At 67.3% G+C, this 15225-nt stretch carries 14 protein-coding genes; 4 read left to right on the top strand and 10 right to left on the bottom strand.

Annotated elements, in window-relative coordinates:
* Nucleotides 1-89 precede the first annotated feature (89 nt).
* Entirely contained in the window at nt 90-467 is a 378-nt protein-coding gene (locus ACCQ13_RS17040; RefSeq protein WP_104604051.1) for a helix-turn-helix domain-containing protein, read from the bottom strand.
* A gap of 149 nt (nt 468-616) precedes the next feature.
* Between ACCQ13_RS17040 and ACCQ13_RS17035 the strand changes: the two genes are divergently transcribed.
* Nucleotides 617-1108, top strand: coding sequence for a hypothetical protein (locus ACCQ13_RS17035; protein WP_104604050.1), 492 nt, complete (start codon nt 617-619; stop codon nt 1106-1108).
* 13 nt (nt 1109-1121) lie between these two features.
* Here ACCQ13_RS17035 and prmA read toward each other — a convergent pair whose 3' ends face one another.
* Nucleotides 1122-2042: a 50S ribosomal protein L11 methyltransferase gene (gene prmA / locus ACCQ13_RS17030; RefSeq protein ID WP_104604049.1), complete on the bottom strand. Its 921-nt coding sequence runs from the start codon at nt 2040-2042 to the stop codon at nt 1122-1124.
* 280 nt (nt 2043-2322) lie between these two features.
* On the opposite strand from prmA, the gene ACCQ13_RS17025 reads away from it, so the two are divergent.
* Together ACCQ13_RS17025 and ACCQ13_RS17020 are read left to right on the top strand one after the other, a co-directional pair.
* Nucleotides 2323-3252: a hypothetical protein gene (locus tag ACCQ13_RS17025; protein WP_104604048.1), complete on the top strand. Its 930-nt coding sequence runs from the start codon at nt 2323-2325 to the stop codon at nt 3250-3252.
* Nucleotides 3249-3614 carry a hypothetical protein gene (locus ACCQ13_RS17020; protein ID WP_104604047.1) on the top strand — a complete coding sequence of 122 codons (366 nt, stop codon included), beginning with the start codon at nt 3249-3251 and terminating at the stop codon, nt 3612-3614. The genes ACCQ13_RS17025 and ACCQ13_RS17020 overlap by 4 nt, the downstream gene beginning before the upstream one ends.
* A 233-nt stretch (nt 3615-3847) precedes the next feature.
* Here the strand turns inward: ACCQ13_RS17020 and accC are convergent, their stop codons facing one another.
* From accC to ACCQ13_RS16980, 8 genes are all read right to left on the bottom strand, one after another.
* A complete protein-coding gene (gene accC, locus ACCQ13_RS17015; protein WP_104604046.1) occupies nt 3848-5215 on the bottom strand; it encodes an acetyl-CoA carboxylase biotin carboxylase subunit in 1368 nt (455 codons plus the stop codon).
* 42 nt (nt 5216-5257) lie between these two features.
* Complete coding sequence (locus ACCQ13_RS17010; RefSeq protein ID WP_267313104.1) at nt 5258-5587, bottom strand: four helix bundle protein; 330 nt, start codon at nt 5585-5587, stop codon at nt 5258-5260.
* A 75-nt stretch (nt 5588-5662) separates the two neighbouring features.
* The gene (accB, locus tag ACCQ13_RS17005) at nt 5663-6148 is read right to left on the bottom strand and encodes an acetyl-CoA carboxylase biotin carboxyl carrier protein (RefSeq protein ID WP_104604044.1); all 486 of its coding nucleotides are present in this window, start codon (nt 6146-6148) and stop codon (nt 5663-5665) included.
* Nucleotides 6149-6244: 96 nt separating this feature from the next.
* Nucleotides 6245-6691 (bottom strand): type II 3-dehydroquinate dehydratase, encoded by a 447-nt coding sequence (aroQ, locus tag ACCQ13_RS17000; RefSeq protein WP_104604043.1) that lies wholly within the window; start codon nt 6689-6691, stop codon nt 6245-6247.
* A gap of 447 nt (nt 6692-7138) precedes the next feature.
* Nucleotides 7139-9289, bottom strand: coding sequence for a prolyl oligopeptidase family serine peptidase (locus ACCQ13_RS16995; protein ID WP_372372312.1), 2151 nt, complete (start codon nt 9287-9289; stop codon nt 7139-7141).
* 373 nt (nt 9290-9662) lie between these two features.
* On the bottom strand, nt 9663-11972 hold the full coding sequence (locus ACCQ13_RS16990; protein WP_104604042.1) for a protein-disulfide reductase DsbD family protein: 2310 nt from the start codon (nt 11970-11972) through the stop codon (nt 9663-9665).
* 16 nt (nt 11973-11988) lie between these two features.
* Nucleotides 11989-12312, bottom strand: coding sequence for a divalent-cation tolerance protein CutA (gene cutA / locus ACCQ13_RS16985; RefSeq protein WP_104604041.1), 324 nt, complete (start codon nt 12310-12312; stop codon nt 11989-11991).
* 311 nt (nt 12313-12623) lie between these two features.
* Nucleotides 12624-14396, bottom strand: coding sequence for an endonuclease (locus ACCQ13_RS16980; RefSeq protein WP_104604040.1), 1773 nt, complete (start codon nt 14394-14396; stop codon nt 12624-12626).
* Between the two features lie 437 nt (nt 14397-14833).
* Here ACCQ13_RS16980 and ACCQ13_RS16975 point away from each other — a divergent pair, with 437 nt between their 5' ends.
* The gene (locus tag ACCQ13_RS16975) at nt 14834-15121 is read left to right on the top strand and encodes a co-chaperone GroES (RefSeq protein WP_104604039.1); all 288 of its coding nucleotides are present in this window, start codon (nt 14834-14836) and stop codon (nt 15119-15121) included.
* The last annotated feature ends 104 nt before the right edge of the window (nt 15122-15225 follow it).

Raw genomic sequence — 15225 nt, 5'->3', positions numbered from 1 at the left:
CTATTCAACCATGGACCCATCGGGAGCCGAACACGCTCGCTCCGAACTCCGAACTCCGAACTCCAATTCCCGATTCCCGATTCCCGATCTCAGCGCCGCCGGCGCGTCTTCCCGTCTGCCTGCAACAGATCCAGCAGCCCGTTGCGTTGCCGCGGTGCCAGGGTGTCGAAGCGGGCCAGCAGCACGCGTTGTTGATCGTCCAGGCGGCGGTATTGGGCCGGTTCTTCGGCAATGGCCGACACCGGCGGCCCGTACACCCGCTCGCCGCGGCCGGTGGCCAGGTATTCGAAGGCCATGCCGCTGCGCTTGGCCAGCCCGATCAGGTTTTCCACCGAGGGCGCGGTGCCTTCGGCCATTTCCCACTGTGCCACCGCGCTGCGAGTGACGCCCAGCTCGCCGGCCAGGGCTTCCTGGGTCAGTTTGGTGAAGCTGCGGGCTTCGCGTACTCGTTCGTACAGCTTGCTCACACGGCACCGATGGGAGACAGGCAGGGCCGGGAGATATAGCCCTAGTTGCGCGTTGCGATAGTTCGTATGTCTTTCATGTCGCCTTATGTTTGCGATACTGTCGCTTGGGCGATGACGATGCGATCACGCCGAACTCAAGGAGGACGTTCATGGTCGAGCCTGCTGCCCGCGAACCCGAACCCCAGCGGCTGCGCCGACGGCCGCCGACGGTGCCCTGGCCGTCGGACTCCCCGCTGGACCCTGCGATCAACCGCTTCGCCGGTGCGCAGTGTTACCAGGTCTGGCGCCGGGGGCCATGCTGGACCGCCATCGCCGATGGCGTGCACTGGTGGGCGGTGCTGGCGCCGCGCGGATGGGCGGTGCGGTACCGGCAATGGACGCTGCTGGGGATTGGCCTGCTGCCTGCGGTCGCGGCCCTGGGCATGGGGCTGGTCGGCACCCCTGCAGGGACGCCCGGTGCCTGGCTGCTGGTGTTCCTGGCCGACGGCGTGCTGCGGGCGCGCGCCGGCCGCCTTGCCGGGCGCTGGCGAAGCCTGGCGTTGCAGCGCGCCGGGTGGCAGCCGGTGACCCGCCTGCGCGCGATCAGCGTCAACGACGCGGTGACCACGGCGCAGATCCGCGCCAGCCACCCACGCCGCTGAACCGCCTGGCCATTCAGGGGCGGCGCACGCCTTCGATACGCATCCAGTCTTCCTCGCGTTCGCAACGCAGCTGCTCGAACCAGGGCGCGTAGCGCTGCAGCAGCTCGTCTTCCTGGCCGTGCAGGATGCCCGACAGCGCGATCCGGCCACCGGGCGCCACGCGTGCGGCCAGGGTCTGGGCCAGCGCATCCAGTGCCGAGGCCAGGATATTGGCGACCACCACCGGATAGCGCTGCACCGGCTCGTCCTGCGGCAGGTATACCGCCAGCTGCGCTTGCACCGCATTGCGCGCGGCGTTGTCGGCACTGGCCAGCAGCGCCTGCGGGTCGTTGTCCACGCCCACCGCCGTGGCCGCGCCCAGCTTCAGTGCGGCCACGGCGAGAATGCCCGAGCCACAGCCGAAATCGAGCACGCTGCTGCCCTGTAGCGTGCCTTCGCTGGCCAGGCCGTCCAGCCAGCGCAGGCACAGTGCGGTGGTCGGGTGCGTGCCCGAGCCGAACGCCAGGCCCGGATCCAGCCGCACCACCGCCGCGTCCGGCGTGTCGGCGGCCGCGGGCAGGTCGTGGTTCCACGGCACGATGAAGGTGCGCGCACCGAACTGCATCGGGTGGAACTGATCCATCCAGGCGCGTTCCCAATCGCTGTCCTGGACCATGCGGAAGGCGACCTGGCTCCAGTCCAGCCCCGGATCGAAGGCTTCCAGCGCGGCCAGCAGCACCAGCGCATCGCTGTCGCCATCGAACAGTGCGGTCAACACCAGCGTGTTCCACAGCGGCGTCTGTCCCACGCCCGGCTCGAGAATGGCGCGCTCGTTGCTGGTGTCGGCATCGGCGTCGAGCAGGGTCACCGCCAGCGCGCCAACATCGTCCAGCGCAGTCTGGAAACGGGGCTGGGTGGTATCGGAGCAGGGCAGGGTCAGTTCAAGAAACGGCATCGGGACGGTCGGTGAAGGGGAGGCGTGCATCCTACCAAGCCTGTGCGGCGTGGCACCTGTCCCGTACCGGGTGAGCAGAGCGGCGTCCACGTCTCAATGCCGTGGTCCTGGCGCAGGCGTTCGCGCACGCTGCCCTTGACCGCATGCGGCCCATTGCTGCGCCGCCGGCGAACCCCACCGCATCGTGGTGGTGTCCGCGTCGCGGGGGGCTGGCGCGCGGCCGGGTGCTAGACTCCGCGCCGTCGCTGCGGGCGTTCCTGCAGCAGGGGTGTTGCCGGTCATGCCGCTTGTTCGTGCCCGCCATCTTTGGGTATTGCCGGTTGCCGCCGCGCTGGTGCTGGCAGCGTGGTGGCATGTGCGTGCGCCGCCGGCCGCCAGCGGCGCGGCGGTGCCTGCCACCGGCGTCGATGCGCCGCCGCCGGCACGCTGGCGGCCGGGGGGGGGGCCTGTACGCGCAGAACGCGCAACCGCCTTGCAGTTGCCTTCTCGCACTGCGGTGGATGCGCCGCCGGATCTGTACCGCTACGCGCAGCAATTGCAGCAACAGCTGCGCGCCGGCGATGCACAGGCCGGGTGGCGCTTGAGCCGGGTCTACGATTATTGCGCACCGTACGCGGCCAGCCCGGCCGGCTATGCCGCCGACACCGATTGGATCGCCGCACAGTCCACTCCCGGGGTGGCGGCCATGCAGGCCGCGCGCCTGCGGGTGGCGCAGCGCTGCGCCGGCTTCGCGCCCCGCGATGGGCTGGGCCCGCGTCTGGTCGCGCAGCAGCGTCTACGTGCGGCGCGCGCAGGGAGCCTGGCGGCCGAGGCCGGCTTGCTGGCGCTGGGCGAGCCGCTGCAGGCCACGGTCGCCTACAAGCGCGCGCTGGTACAGCGCGTGTTGGCTTCGCGCGACCCCGAAGCCTATCTGGCATTGGCGCCGGCAATGGGCACGCGCGCCAGTGGCGACGACAGTCTGGACGGCTATGTGGCCGGCGATCAGTTCGCTGAACTGGCCTGGCAGGTGGCCGCGTGCCGGCTGGGCCTGGACTGCAGCGCCGACAGCACGCTGGTCACCAGTTATTGCGCCAATGCGGGCATCTGCTCGCGCGCGGGCGCCCAGGATTTCGTGTCGTTCGTATTCGATGCCGCGGTACCGCAGCAGGGAGCAGACAGGGTGGATGAGATGGTCGATGTGTTGGTATCCGAGCCGGGAGTGCAGTCATGAATTACCGTCGATTGGCGTACGGCGCCAGGTTCTGGTTATGGGTGGCGTTGTTTGTGGCGTATTCGGCCGCGGCGGTGGGCATCGTAATGATCGACACCGCCGATCACCGCTACCAGCCGTTGTCGATCAGGTCGACCTCGGTGGCGGCCGACGAACAGCAGCGCCGGCATGGCGCCAGCCAGGTGGCGGCGGTGTACCGCGCCAGCAGCGCGATGCCGTTCTCCACCTTGCCGGCCGGCGCCACCTTCCAGGTGGTATGGCCGGATGGTTCCACCGAAACCATGACCGTGGTCGATCCGTCGTCGTCCAGCGGCATCGTGCCGGTGCCGGGCAGCCAGCAGGCGCCTGCGCCGCAGCGTTGAACGCTGCGGCGTGTCGGGTGTGGAGAGGGTCGCGGTCGCAGCGTATCCGGTAGCGCGGATCGAACCTGCAGATTCCGTAGGAGCGCACCCGGGCGCGACCGGGCGCTATCGGTAAAGCCCGATCGCGCCCGGGTGCGCTCCTACGCATGGACCGCTGGCTTGCAGGGCTGCACCGGGGAGCAACGAAAAAGCCCGGTTTCCCGGGCTCTTCGTCCTTGCCATGGCAAGTGCGATCAGGTCAACGCAATCGACTTGTTCTTGCGTTCGGCCAGGCGCTTCTCCAGGTAGTGGATGTTCTGCCCCCCGGCCTGGAAGCCCTTGTCGCGCATGATGCGCTGCTGCAGCGGGATGTTGGTCTTGATGCCGTCCACCACCATCTCGCTCAGCGCCACGCGCATGCGGGCGATGGCGGTCTCGCGGTCCGGGCCGTGCACGATCAGCTTGCCGATCATCGAATCGTAGTTCGGCGGCACCTTGTAGCCGCTGTAGATATGCGTATCCACGCGCACGCCCGGGCCGCCCGGCGGGTGGAAGGCGGTAATCAGGCCCGGATTGGGCATGAAGGTTTCCGGGTCTTCGGCGTTGATGCGGCACTCGATGGCATGCCCGCGCAGCACGATGTCGCTCTGCTGGATGCTGAGCTTGTGGCCGGCGGCGATGCGCAGCTGCTCGCACACCAGGTCGATGCCGGTGATGCGCTCGGTGACCGGGTGTTCCACCTGGATGCGGGTGTTCATTTCGATAAAGTAGAAACGCCCGTTCTCGAACAGGAATTCGAAGGTGCCGGCGCCGCGGTAGCCGATGCGGATGCAGGCATCCACGCAGACCTTGCCGATTTCAGCGCGCAGTTCTTCGGTGATGCCCGGTGCCGGCGCTTCTTCCACCACCTTCTGGTGGCGGCGCTGCATCGAACAGTCGCGTTCGCCCAGATGGATTGCACCGCCCTGGCCGTCGGCCAGCACCTGGATTTCCACATGACGCGGGTTCTCCAGGAACTTTTCCATGTAGACCTGGTCGTTGCTGAAAGCGGCCTTGGCTTCGGACTTGGTGGTTTCGATCGCCGCCTTGAGCGCGGCTTCCGAATGCACCACGCGCATGCCGCGTCCGCCGCCGCCACCGGCGGCCTTGATGATGACCGGGTAGCCGATCTCGCGCGCCACCTTGGTGTTGGCGACGATGTCATCGCCCAGCGGGCCGCCCGAGCCGGGCACGCACGGTACCCCGGCGGCCTTCATCGCGCGGATCGCTTCCACCTTGTCGCCCATCAGGCGGATGGTGTCGGCCTTGGGGCCGATGAAGATGAAGCCGGATTCTTCCACGCGCTCGGCAAAGTCGGCGTTTTCCGACAAAAAGCCGTAACCGGGATGGATGGCCTGCGCATCGGTCACCTCGGCCGCGGCGATCAGCGCCGGGATGTTGAGGTAGCTGTCGCTGGAGGCGGCCGGGCCGATGCACACCGACTCGTCGGCCATGGCCACGTGCTTGAGGTTGCGGTCGACCGTGGAATGCACCGCGACCGTGCGGATGCCGAGCGTATGACACGCGCGCAGGATGCGCAGCGCAATTTCGCCTCGGTTGGCGATGACGACTTTATCGAGCATGGGAATAGGGAGTCGGGAATGGGGAATGGGGAGATGCGGGCATCATGGTGCGGCTCCACGTCTGCGTAAGGCATTCATCAATGCAGTGAGCTTGGCGAAGACCTGGTCCACCTGCTGGCTGACGATGTCTTCGTCTTCGGTATTGCTATAGCCCAGTCGTACGGCGATCTGGACTTGTGTATCCAGTTCTGAGAGCGAGCCGCGCGCAATTGAGAGAAACCGCGCGTAATCGGGAGTGGAGCGCCGCGCTGCACCTTCGGCGATATTCGACGGGACGCTGACGGCCGCACGGCGCAGCTGTGCCGTCAGGCCGTAGCGTTCATGCTCGGGAAAGACCTCCGTGAATCGATAGATCATTTCCACAAGCTCCATGGAATCGCGCCACGCCTCCAGACGTTCATCAGGCCGCTTTGCCGATTCCCGATTCTCCACTCCCGATTCCCGGCCTCAGCCAATCACAAACAACGGCTGATCGAATTCCACCGGCTGGCCGGTTTCGCCGAGGATGGCGACGATGGTGCCGGAGACGTCGGCTTCGATCGGGTTGAACATCTTCATCGCCTCGATGATCGCCAGGGTGTCGCCGGCCTTGACCGCCTGGCCCACGCTGACGAAGGCCGGCTTGTCCGGCGACGGCGAGGTGTAGAAGGTGCCGACCATGGGCGCGCGCAGCACATGGCCTTCCGGCAGCGCGGCGGCGTGCTTGGCGCCACCGGTGGAGGCCTCGGTGGGCGAGTGCATCGGCATGCTTGCCGCCGCCGGTGCCTGCACGGCCGGCGCGGGGGCGTACTGCTGCACCGGTGCGCTCATCACCTGGGTGCCCTTGGGCACGCGGGCCAGGCGCACGCTTTCTTCGCCTTCCTTGATCTCGATTTCGGCGAGATTGGATTCTTCGAGCAGGTCGATCAGTTTCTTGATTTTGCGGAGATCCATGAGGGCCTCTTGAGGTGAATCGGTGGAGAGTGCCGGCGGGTGCCGGCGGAATGGGTCAGGCCGTCGGCGCGGTGGCCGGCGTCGGGAAGACAGGGGTCATACGTCGCGCTCCAGGCGCGCGATCACCGCGTCCAGTGCCAGCCGGTAGCTGTCGGCGCCGAAGCCGCAGATCACGCCCTCGGCCTTGTCGCTGAGATAGCTGTGGTGGCGGAACGGCTCGCGCGCATGCGGATTGGACAGGTGGATCTCCACGAACGGCAGGCCCACGCCCAGCAGCGCATCGCGCAGCGCCACCGAGGTATGGGTGAAGGCGGCCGGGTTGATGAGCACGTAGGCGGTGCCGTCCTCGCGCGCGGCATGGATGCGCTCCACCAGCACATGCTCGGCGTTGGATTGCAGGCAGGTCAGGCTGTGCCCGGACGCCTGCGCGCGGTCCACCAGGGCCGCGTCGATCTGCGCCAGCTTGGTGCGCCCGTAGACCTCCGGCTCGCGGGTGCCGAGCAGGTTGAGGTTGGGGCCGTGCAGCAGCAGCAGATGGGCCATGGGGACCGGGGGAAGGGCGGAGCCGGAAGTCTGCGCGATGCTGGCGATGCTGTCCAGATAGCGGAAGTTATGCGTGTTTAAAGCGATTGTTTGAAAATGTCGGGTGATCGTAGCCGCTGCCAATGGTGGCGGGCATTGGCACAGTACAGGTCTGGCCAGCGTGGCTGCCGCCATCTGCCTTTCGCGTCTGCAGGGAGTCAGGTGCAATGCGCCAGTGCGTGGCAAGCGGTGTATCCGGTCGGACTGGTCTCGCCGCCGCCCGCATGCCAGCAGCCTTCACATTGCCGCGACTCGGGGTTCTGTGCCCTGGACAGCAGTTCAGTGTTCGCCCATGCAGGCGAGGCAAGGGTGTAGACAGGGGGCCTCAGCCGCGACGCAGCGCGTCGATGTCCTGCGTATCGATGCGGACGACCCACGGCGAGCAGCACTCGCCGTGGGTCGCCGGACCTAGTCGTGTTCGGCAGCGGCAGCCACGCCGCCAAGGTGCCGCCACAGGAAGCTGTACATCAGCGCAGCGCGATGCGCGGCCTGGGCGTTGTCGCCGGGGTTGGCGTGGCCGCCCTCCATGCTTTCGTAGAACGTCACGTCCTTACCCGCATCCAGCATCTTGGCGGCCATCTTGCGAGCGTGACCGGGGTGGACGCGATCGTCGCGGGTAGAGGTCAGGATGATTGTGGGTGGATAGCTCTTGTTCGGGTCGAACAGGTGATAAGGCGAGAACGTCTGGATAAACGACCAGTCTGCGGTGTCCGGGTTGCCGTACTCGTCCATCCACGACGCGCCAGCCAGCAGGTGGTTGTAGCGCCGCATGTCGAGCAGCGGCGCTTCGATCACCACCGCCCCGAACAGCTCCGGATACTGGGTCAGCATGTTGCCGGCCATCAGCCCGCCGTTGCTGCCGCCGCGCACAGCCAGGTGGCGGGGCGAGGTGATCTTGCGTGCGACCAGATCCTGCGCAATCGCCGCCATATCCTCGTACGCCTTGTGACGATTCTGTTTGAGCGCGGCCTGGTGCCAACGCGGACCGTACTCGCCGCCACCACGCATGTTGGAGAGCGCGAAGACCCCGCCCTTTTCGAGCCAGGCGCGTCCCATGACGCCGGAGTAGTACGGCAGCATCGGGATCTCGAAACCGCCGTAGCCATAGAGCTGGGTCGGTGCGCTGCCATCGAATGCCAGTGCGTTGGAGCGCACCAGAAAATATGGCACGCGGGTACCGTCCTTGCTGGTGACGAAGTGTTGCTCGATGACGAAGCGGCTGGCATCGAAAAACGCCGGCAGCGTCTTCATGCGCTGCGGTCGCTTGCCAATCTGCGCCAGCGACAGCGTGGTGGGAGTCAGATTGTCCTCGGCGGTGAGCCACACCGCATCGCTGTCGATGCTGTCCAGCGGTGAGACCGCGACCGAGCCCAGGCTGGGCGCACCGACGAACGCGCTGCGCTTCCAGCCGCTTGCAGTCGGAGTCAGCACGCTCAGCCGTGCTTTTACGTCGTCCAGCACGTTGAGTACAAGGTGCGAACGTGTCCATGTGGCGCCGACGAGCGAGGTGGTGTCGGTGGGCGCAAACAGGATTTCGAACGCGCGCTTGCCTGCCATGAACGCGTCGAAACGGGTCGCCAGCAGCGCGCCGACCGGGTAGGTGGTGCCACCCACGGTCCAGGGCTCGCGCAATTCCAGCGTGAGCCATTGGCGGTGCAACTGCTTGGTCGCCGAATCGGGGGCCTCTACCTTGGTCAGGGTGCCGTCGCGCCCGCGCAAGAACCAGGCATCCTTGCGGCTACCCAGTCCCTGCACGACGATGTCGCGCTCAAAGCCGGGTGTCGCATCGTGGAAGGCGCTGATCCTGATATCGGTTTGCTTGCCGGTGTAGACCATGCTGGCTGCCGTCAGCGCGGTGCCGCGCTTCCACTGTTTGACGATGCGCGGATAGCCCGAATCGGTGGTGCTGCCAGCGCCGAAATCGGTACTGACATACACGGTATCCTGATCGACCCAGGACAGTGCCCCCTTGGCCTCCGGGCGCACAAAACCGCCTTCCACCCAGCGCTTGTCGATCAGATCGAACTCGCGGGTGACATCGGCGTCGGACCCGCCGCGCGACAGCGTGATCAGGCAGCGGCGATAGGCCGGGCGCAGGCAATCGACCTTGTCGTACTGCCATGTCCAGTCCTTGCCCTCGTGTTGATTGAGCGCATCCAGATCCAGCACGGTTTCCCATTTGGGCGATGGCTTTCGATATTCGGCGGGCGTGGTCCGTCGCCAGATGCCGCGCTTGTGGTCTTTGTCTTGCCAGAAATTGTAGAAATCGGCACCGATCTTCTGCACATAAGGAATCTTGGTATCCGAGTCCATGACCTCCCGGATGCCGGCTTCCAGTTGTTTGAAATCAGCAGTGTCAGCCAATTGTTTTTCGGTGCGTGCATCTTGCTGTTTCACCCAGTCCAGCGCTTTGGTGCCGGTGACATCTTCCAGCCAGAGGTACCTATCCGGCATGGTCGTGGTGGCTGCGGTCACCGGTGCTGCGTCGGCAATCACGATGCCGAAAAGACAAACGAACGTGGCGCACAACGTGGTGTGCTTGGGCGTAAGGGGCATCATGCTGACCTCGCTGAGGGGGACGACAGCATAGGCTTGGATCTCATTGCAGAAAGGCGTGGCGAGCAATGTTGAGGAATGCGTTTCCGAGACACTCACTTCGCATGGTGCGCGGGTTGTCCGTGCGCAAAGCAGGCATCGCAGGTGCAGTCATCCGTGCGACAAATGCAGACGCAGTAGTGAAACACCAGTGTTACGCGTGGGCGCATCGAGAAGACACCGGCACTGACGGTGCGCCACCGCAGACAGCATCATCGCAGTTGGCTGTCAGCCAGCACGCAGCCCCGCCAGCATCCAGGCTGCCATCACCCTGCGGTGCAGATCATGCGTAACAGCTCGCCGGCGCGCCGGACGCGCGCCCACTCCAACCGCTGCCTCAGCGCGCCGCGCGCAGCAGCGCATCCTCGGTGATCGCGCCGGTCAGCACTGTGGGCAGGATCGCTGGCGGGGCGCCGGGGCCGTAGACCACGTACAGCGGCACGCCCACGGCCTGGTGCTGGTCCAGGAAAGTGCTGATGGCGGGGTCGACATTGGTCCAGTCGCCTTTCATGTAGACCGCATCCACGCGGCGCAGGGCGTCGCGGAATTCGGCGCTGCCCAGCACGTTCTTTTCGTTGGCCTTGCAGGTCACGCACCAGTCGGCGGTCATGTTGACGAACACCACGCGGTTGTCGGCGCGCAGGCGGTCCAGCAACTGCGGCGAGAACGCCACCACGCCTTCGCTGGCAGCGGTGGCGGCCGGCAGGCGCAGGCGGGTGACGCCGACCACCGGCACGATGGCCAGCAGCAGCATCACCGCGGCCAGGTGCATGCCCGGGCGGTGGCTACTCCAGCGGCTGCGCTCGAAGCACCACAGCCCCAGCGCCAGCAAGGTGGCGCCCACCAGCATCAGCGCCACTGCGTCCACGCCGCGCTGCTTGCCCAGCACCCACAGCAGCCAGATCGCGGTGAGGTACATCGGGAACGCCAGCACCTGCTTGAGCGTTTCCATCCAGGCGCCGGGCGTGGGCAGGCGCCGCGCCAGCGAGGGCACGAAGCCGATCAATAGGAACGGCAGCGCCAGGCCCAGGCCCAGCGCCAGGAACACCAGCATCGCCAGCAGCGCCGGCGCGGTGAAGGCATAGGCCAGCGCGGTGCCCATGAACGGGGCAATGCAGGGGCTGGCGACCACGCAGGCCAGCACGCCGGTGAAGAAATCGCCCAGCGGGCCGTTGCGCGCGGCCAGTGACTGGCCGATGCCGCCCAGGTTGCTGCCCAGCGTGAACACGCCCGACAGGCTCAGGCCGACCGCGAACATCAGATAGGCCAGCGCGGCCACGAACCACGGCTGCTGCAGCTGGAAGCCCCAGCCGGCGGCCTGCCCGGCCGCGCGCAGTCCGATTACCAGCCCGCCGATGGCGGCGAAGGACACCAGCACGCCCAGCGAATACCAGATGGCATGGCTGCGCGCGTGGCTGCGGCTCTCGCCGCTATGCGCCAGGCCCAGCACCTTCAGCGACAGGATCGGCAGCACGCAGGGCATCAGGTTCAGAACCAGCCCGCCGAGCAGCGCCAGCGCCAGCATGGCCAGCAGGCCCTGGTCGGTCTGCGGCGGCTGGGTCCGTTGCAGATTGTCGGCCGAGGCGTCGGCAGCCGCATGCGCAGCCCCTTGCGCGGCGCGCGCCGGCGCTGGCCCGGCAGGCGTCTGCCCGGCGGCCAGCGGCGAAATCATCAGCGGCGCGGCCTGTGCCTGGTTTTGCGGCGACACCGTGCCAGCCGGTAGCTCCAGCGCCACCCGGCGGGTCATCGGCGGATAGCAGATGCCGTCGGTCTGGCAGCCCTGGAAGGTGGCCACCAGGGTCACCCGTGCCGGGTCGGCGCGCTCGCGCAGCAGTGGCAGGGTGACTTCGGCCTGGTCGAAATACACCACCACATCGCCGAAGTGTTCGTCGCGGTGGGTCTTGCCCTGCGGCCAACGCGGCAGTCCGGGGCGCACGCCGCCGCTGCCCTCCACGGCCAGCGAGGTACGGTCGCGGTAGAGGTAGTAACCCGGTGCCGGGGTGAAGCGCAGCAACAGACTGTTGCCGTCGCCGACGATGGCCTCGAAGTTGAACGCCTGCTCGGCAGGCAGCGGCAGTGCCTCCATGCCGGCGGCCTGGCCGGTGGCACCGAACAGCCGTGGGCCGGCGGCGCTGCGCGGCACCAGCGCGCCCAGGTTGTCGCGTGGCGTGGCGGCGTCCTGGGTGCGGGGAAGATTGACGCGGATCTCGCGGCGCTGCGGCGGGTAGCACACGCCGGCGTCGGCGCAGCCCTGGTACTGCACCTGCAGCACCGCGGTCTGCAGCGCGGGCTCGGCCTTGCCGGCCAGGGTGGCCTGCAACAGCGTGCGGTAGGTCTGCACCTGGCCGAAGAACTCGTCGTGCTTGCTTTCGCCTTCCGGCAGGGCCAACTCGCCGGCGCTGAAGCCTTGCCCGGACTTGACGCTGATGCGGTGGCGGTACAGGTAATAGCCCGGTGCGATCTTCCATTGCAGCGCGATGCTGTCGCGGTTGTCGGCCTGCGCACGCAGCACGAAGGCCTGGTCCACCGGCAGCAGGTCGGCTTCGCTGACCGCCTGTGCGACAGGCGCCACCAGCACCAGTGACGCGGCAAACAAGGGGGCGGCCAGCAGTACGCGGCGGGCGATCCAGCGGGACAGGGACTTCATGGAAGTTGAGAATTCCTTAGCGGGTTTCGGACCGGACCCAGGCGAGATAGGCCGGCAAACCGGCGCTGGCTTGGACCGCCACCGTCTCCGGGAGTTCATACGGATGCAGCGCCTGCAGCCGCGCAATGGCGTCCGGCAAGCGGTCTTCCCAGGTCTTGATGAGCAACTGCACTTCCTGGCTGCGTTCGATCGCCCCATTCCAGCGATACAGCGACTGCGCGCCGGGCAGCTGGGTGACGCAGGCGGCCAGGCGTTCGTCCAGCAGGGCATGGGCGATGCGGTCGGCGCTGTCGGCATCCGGGCAGGTACTGAGCAGCAGATGGAGGGAAGAGGCAGTCATCGGACCTGGAAGTGTAATCCCACGCCTGCGGGGGGATCACCCGGCCTTCCGGAACAGGGCGTTCATTTCGCAGGCGCAAGAAGCCCAAGCCGCCACCGCGCATGGCGCGCCCGCAGGAGGGCGGCATGCCTGGCCAGTGGCGCGCCTGCTGGATCCTCTACACGGCAGCCGTTGCGGGATACGCGCCATGGCCACCGGTGCCTCTCGGGCCAAGGCAGTTCAGTCGCGCAGCCGCGCAGTCGCGTCGCCATGCCTTCCGGTCCGTGGCCGCCGGTGCCGGCCCGACGCAGCATGCGCCGGGCCGGTTTCGCTCAGTTGGCCAGCTGGCAACTGGCCGGCTTTGCCGAAGTGAACAGGCTGGCGGTAGCCCATTCGGGATGATCGACGAACGGGTTGCGGTTGCCCTGGAAGCTGAAGATCACCTGGTTGCGGGCGCGCTCGGCATCGTCCGGCGGGTCGGCCTGGTGCCAGGCCAGCAGCGTGGAGAGCAGGCCCATGTAGGCGGGCGAGGACGCGGTCTGCACGATCCGGCTGCGATCGTCGGTGAGTTCCAGGTCCGGCTCGGACTGGCCGGTGGCCGCATCAACGCCGCCTTCGTAGCGGATCGCCATGTACATCACCGCGCGCGCCATATCGCCCTTGCGCCGGCCCCACACCTCGAAAGTGCCGCTGTTGCCGTCGGGTGTGCGCACCCAGTTGGAATTGCCCGGGTAGCGCCCGCTGCCGCCGCCACTGCCGTCGTTGACCTCGGTCACCCGCTCGCCGCAGCTGCTGGTGCAGGTGGCATAGGGCTTGTTGCCACGGTCGGCGTTGAAGGTGGTGTCGGTGAGATACAGCATATGGGTGTCGGTGTAGGGCGCATACGGCAGGCCGCGGTCGCCGGTGGCGCTGCCGAAGCCCAACGAGTTTGGCCAGGTGTGCTCGCGGTTGTAGGTGAGCCCGCTGCCGGTGCCGGCCCGGTCGCTACCCTTGGCGTAGCTGCGGTTGCGGTAGGCGTCCAGGATGCGGCCGCTGTTGTTGGGGTCTTCGTCGGCCATCTCCAGGATGGTCCAGATGTTGGTGCTGGTGCCGCTGTACGGATAGACCGTATGGCCCTTGATGGTGGCGTGCAGCGAGCAGCGCAGCTGGCTGGCGTTGGCGGTATTGACCCGCGAGTAATAGCCGGTTGCGCCGCCGCTGGCGGTGGCCACGGTGAAGGCGATGGACTGATTGGCCGCCGGGCTCAGCCCGCCGGCAGCGCGGATGGCGCTGGCGGTGATCGCCAGGGTGCAGCGCTCGCCACCGACCAGGGCGGTATCGGTGGACAGGCTGAAGCGGGTGCCGCTGGCTGGATAGCTCAGCGCCACTGTGCCGGAGCTGGCGCAGCTCAGCGCAAAGGCGCCGCTGCTCAGGCTGACCGCCTCGCTGAAGCCCACCGCCAGATCGCCGGCGGCCGGGAAGCCGGTCGCGCCCTGGGTCGGGGTGGTGCTGGTGATGCTGGGCGCACCGGTGGTGCCGCCACCGCCACTGCCGTTGAAGGTCTGGCCGCGGTTGCAGGCGCCGAAGGTCTGCGCCGCCGAGCCGGCCCAGCTGAAGTTGGCCGCGCTGCTGCCGGTGCCGGTTAGCTGCAGCGAGCTGCCGACCGCTGTGCTGTTGCTCTCGCTGACCGGCAGGTTCTGGCTGGTGACCCCGGCCGCCGCGCCGCCGCTGCCGGTGATGGCGCCTTCGTAGCTGAGGAACTGCACCAGCTGGCCGCTGGGGTCGACCAGCGCCACGCCGTCGTTGGGACCGTTCTGCACGCCGTTGCTGGCGTAACCCACCGTGGCAATGCGCACCTGGCTGCCGCAACTGACCAGGCTGCCGGCCGGCACTGCGGTGGTGGCGTAGACCGTGGCCGCACCGGGAGCACTGCCGTTGTAGAGCTGGATGCGGTAGCCGCTCAGCGACTCGCCAGCGGTGGCCACCACTTCCACGCCTTCGTCGGTGTCGCCGGAGGCGCCCGCGTCGTCGTAATGCAGTTCGTTGATGAACACCGCAGCGTGGGCGGTGGGGACGGCCAGGGCAACGGCGCAGGCCAGCGGAAGACTACGGAACGGCAACCTCATCGACAGCTCCTTGTGGTCGGGGAATGCGGTCCCGACTGTAGGGCCTGCAGATGACAGCCGATGGAACCTGGTTCCATTTTCAGGGCTATGGCCGCCTGGAAGGGCAGGGTATCAATGCGCATCGCGGTGCCGGCGCCACCGCCAGCGTCGCCCGGATCATCGGCGCTCGTCCTGGACCGCCGCCCCGCCCGGCGACGGTGCCGTCCGCACCATCGCCCCCCTGCGATGGGTCCGGCCACCACAGGGCCACAGCCACGCGATTGGCGGGTGAAAATTTTTTTGCGCCCCACCCTTGAAAGGCACGCGCCCAGCACAATCTCTGACCCGCACCCGCTCTGTCGGGTTTTTCCGCGCGCTGTGCTGGCAGTCGTCATGTGCGAGTGCTAACATTGCCGACAATTTTCAGGCCAATCAATCACTTAAGAGGGTCTTTCTCTATGAGCATCAAGCCGCTTCACGACCGCGTTGTAGTCAAGCCGATCGAAGCCGACGAAGTTTCCGCCGGCGGCATCGTGATCCCGGACTCGGCCAAGGAAAAGTCCACCAAGGGTGAAGTCGTCGCCGTCGGCGCCGGCAAGCCCCTGGACAACGGCAGCCTGCGCGCCCCGGTGGTCAAGGTGGGCGACAAGGTCATCTACGGCCAGTATGCCGGCAGCAGCTACAAGTCCGAAGGCGTCGAGTACAAGGTGCTGCGCGAAGACGACATCCTGGCCGTCATCGATTAATCAGGCGCTATGCGCTGGGAATCGGGAGTGGGGAATCGGGAATCGGTAGAGCGGCCAACGCCCTCGCCATCCCACCCAGTCCCGATCTCCGCCCTTGATCGACC

The sequence above is a fragment of the Xanthomonas sp. NCPPB 1638 genome (genome assembly GCF_041475635.2).
GTDB lineage: Bacteria > Pseudomonadota > Gammaproteobacteria > Xanthomonadales > Xanthomonadaceae > Xanthomonas > Xanthomonas cucurbitae.
This window is presented reverse-complemented; position numbering and strand designations above follow the sequence as displayed.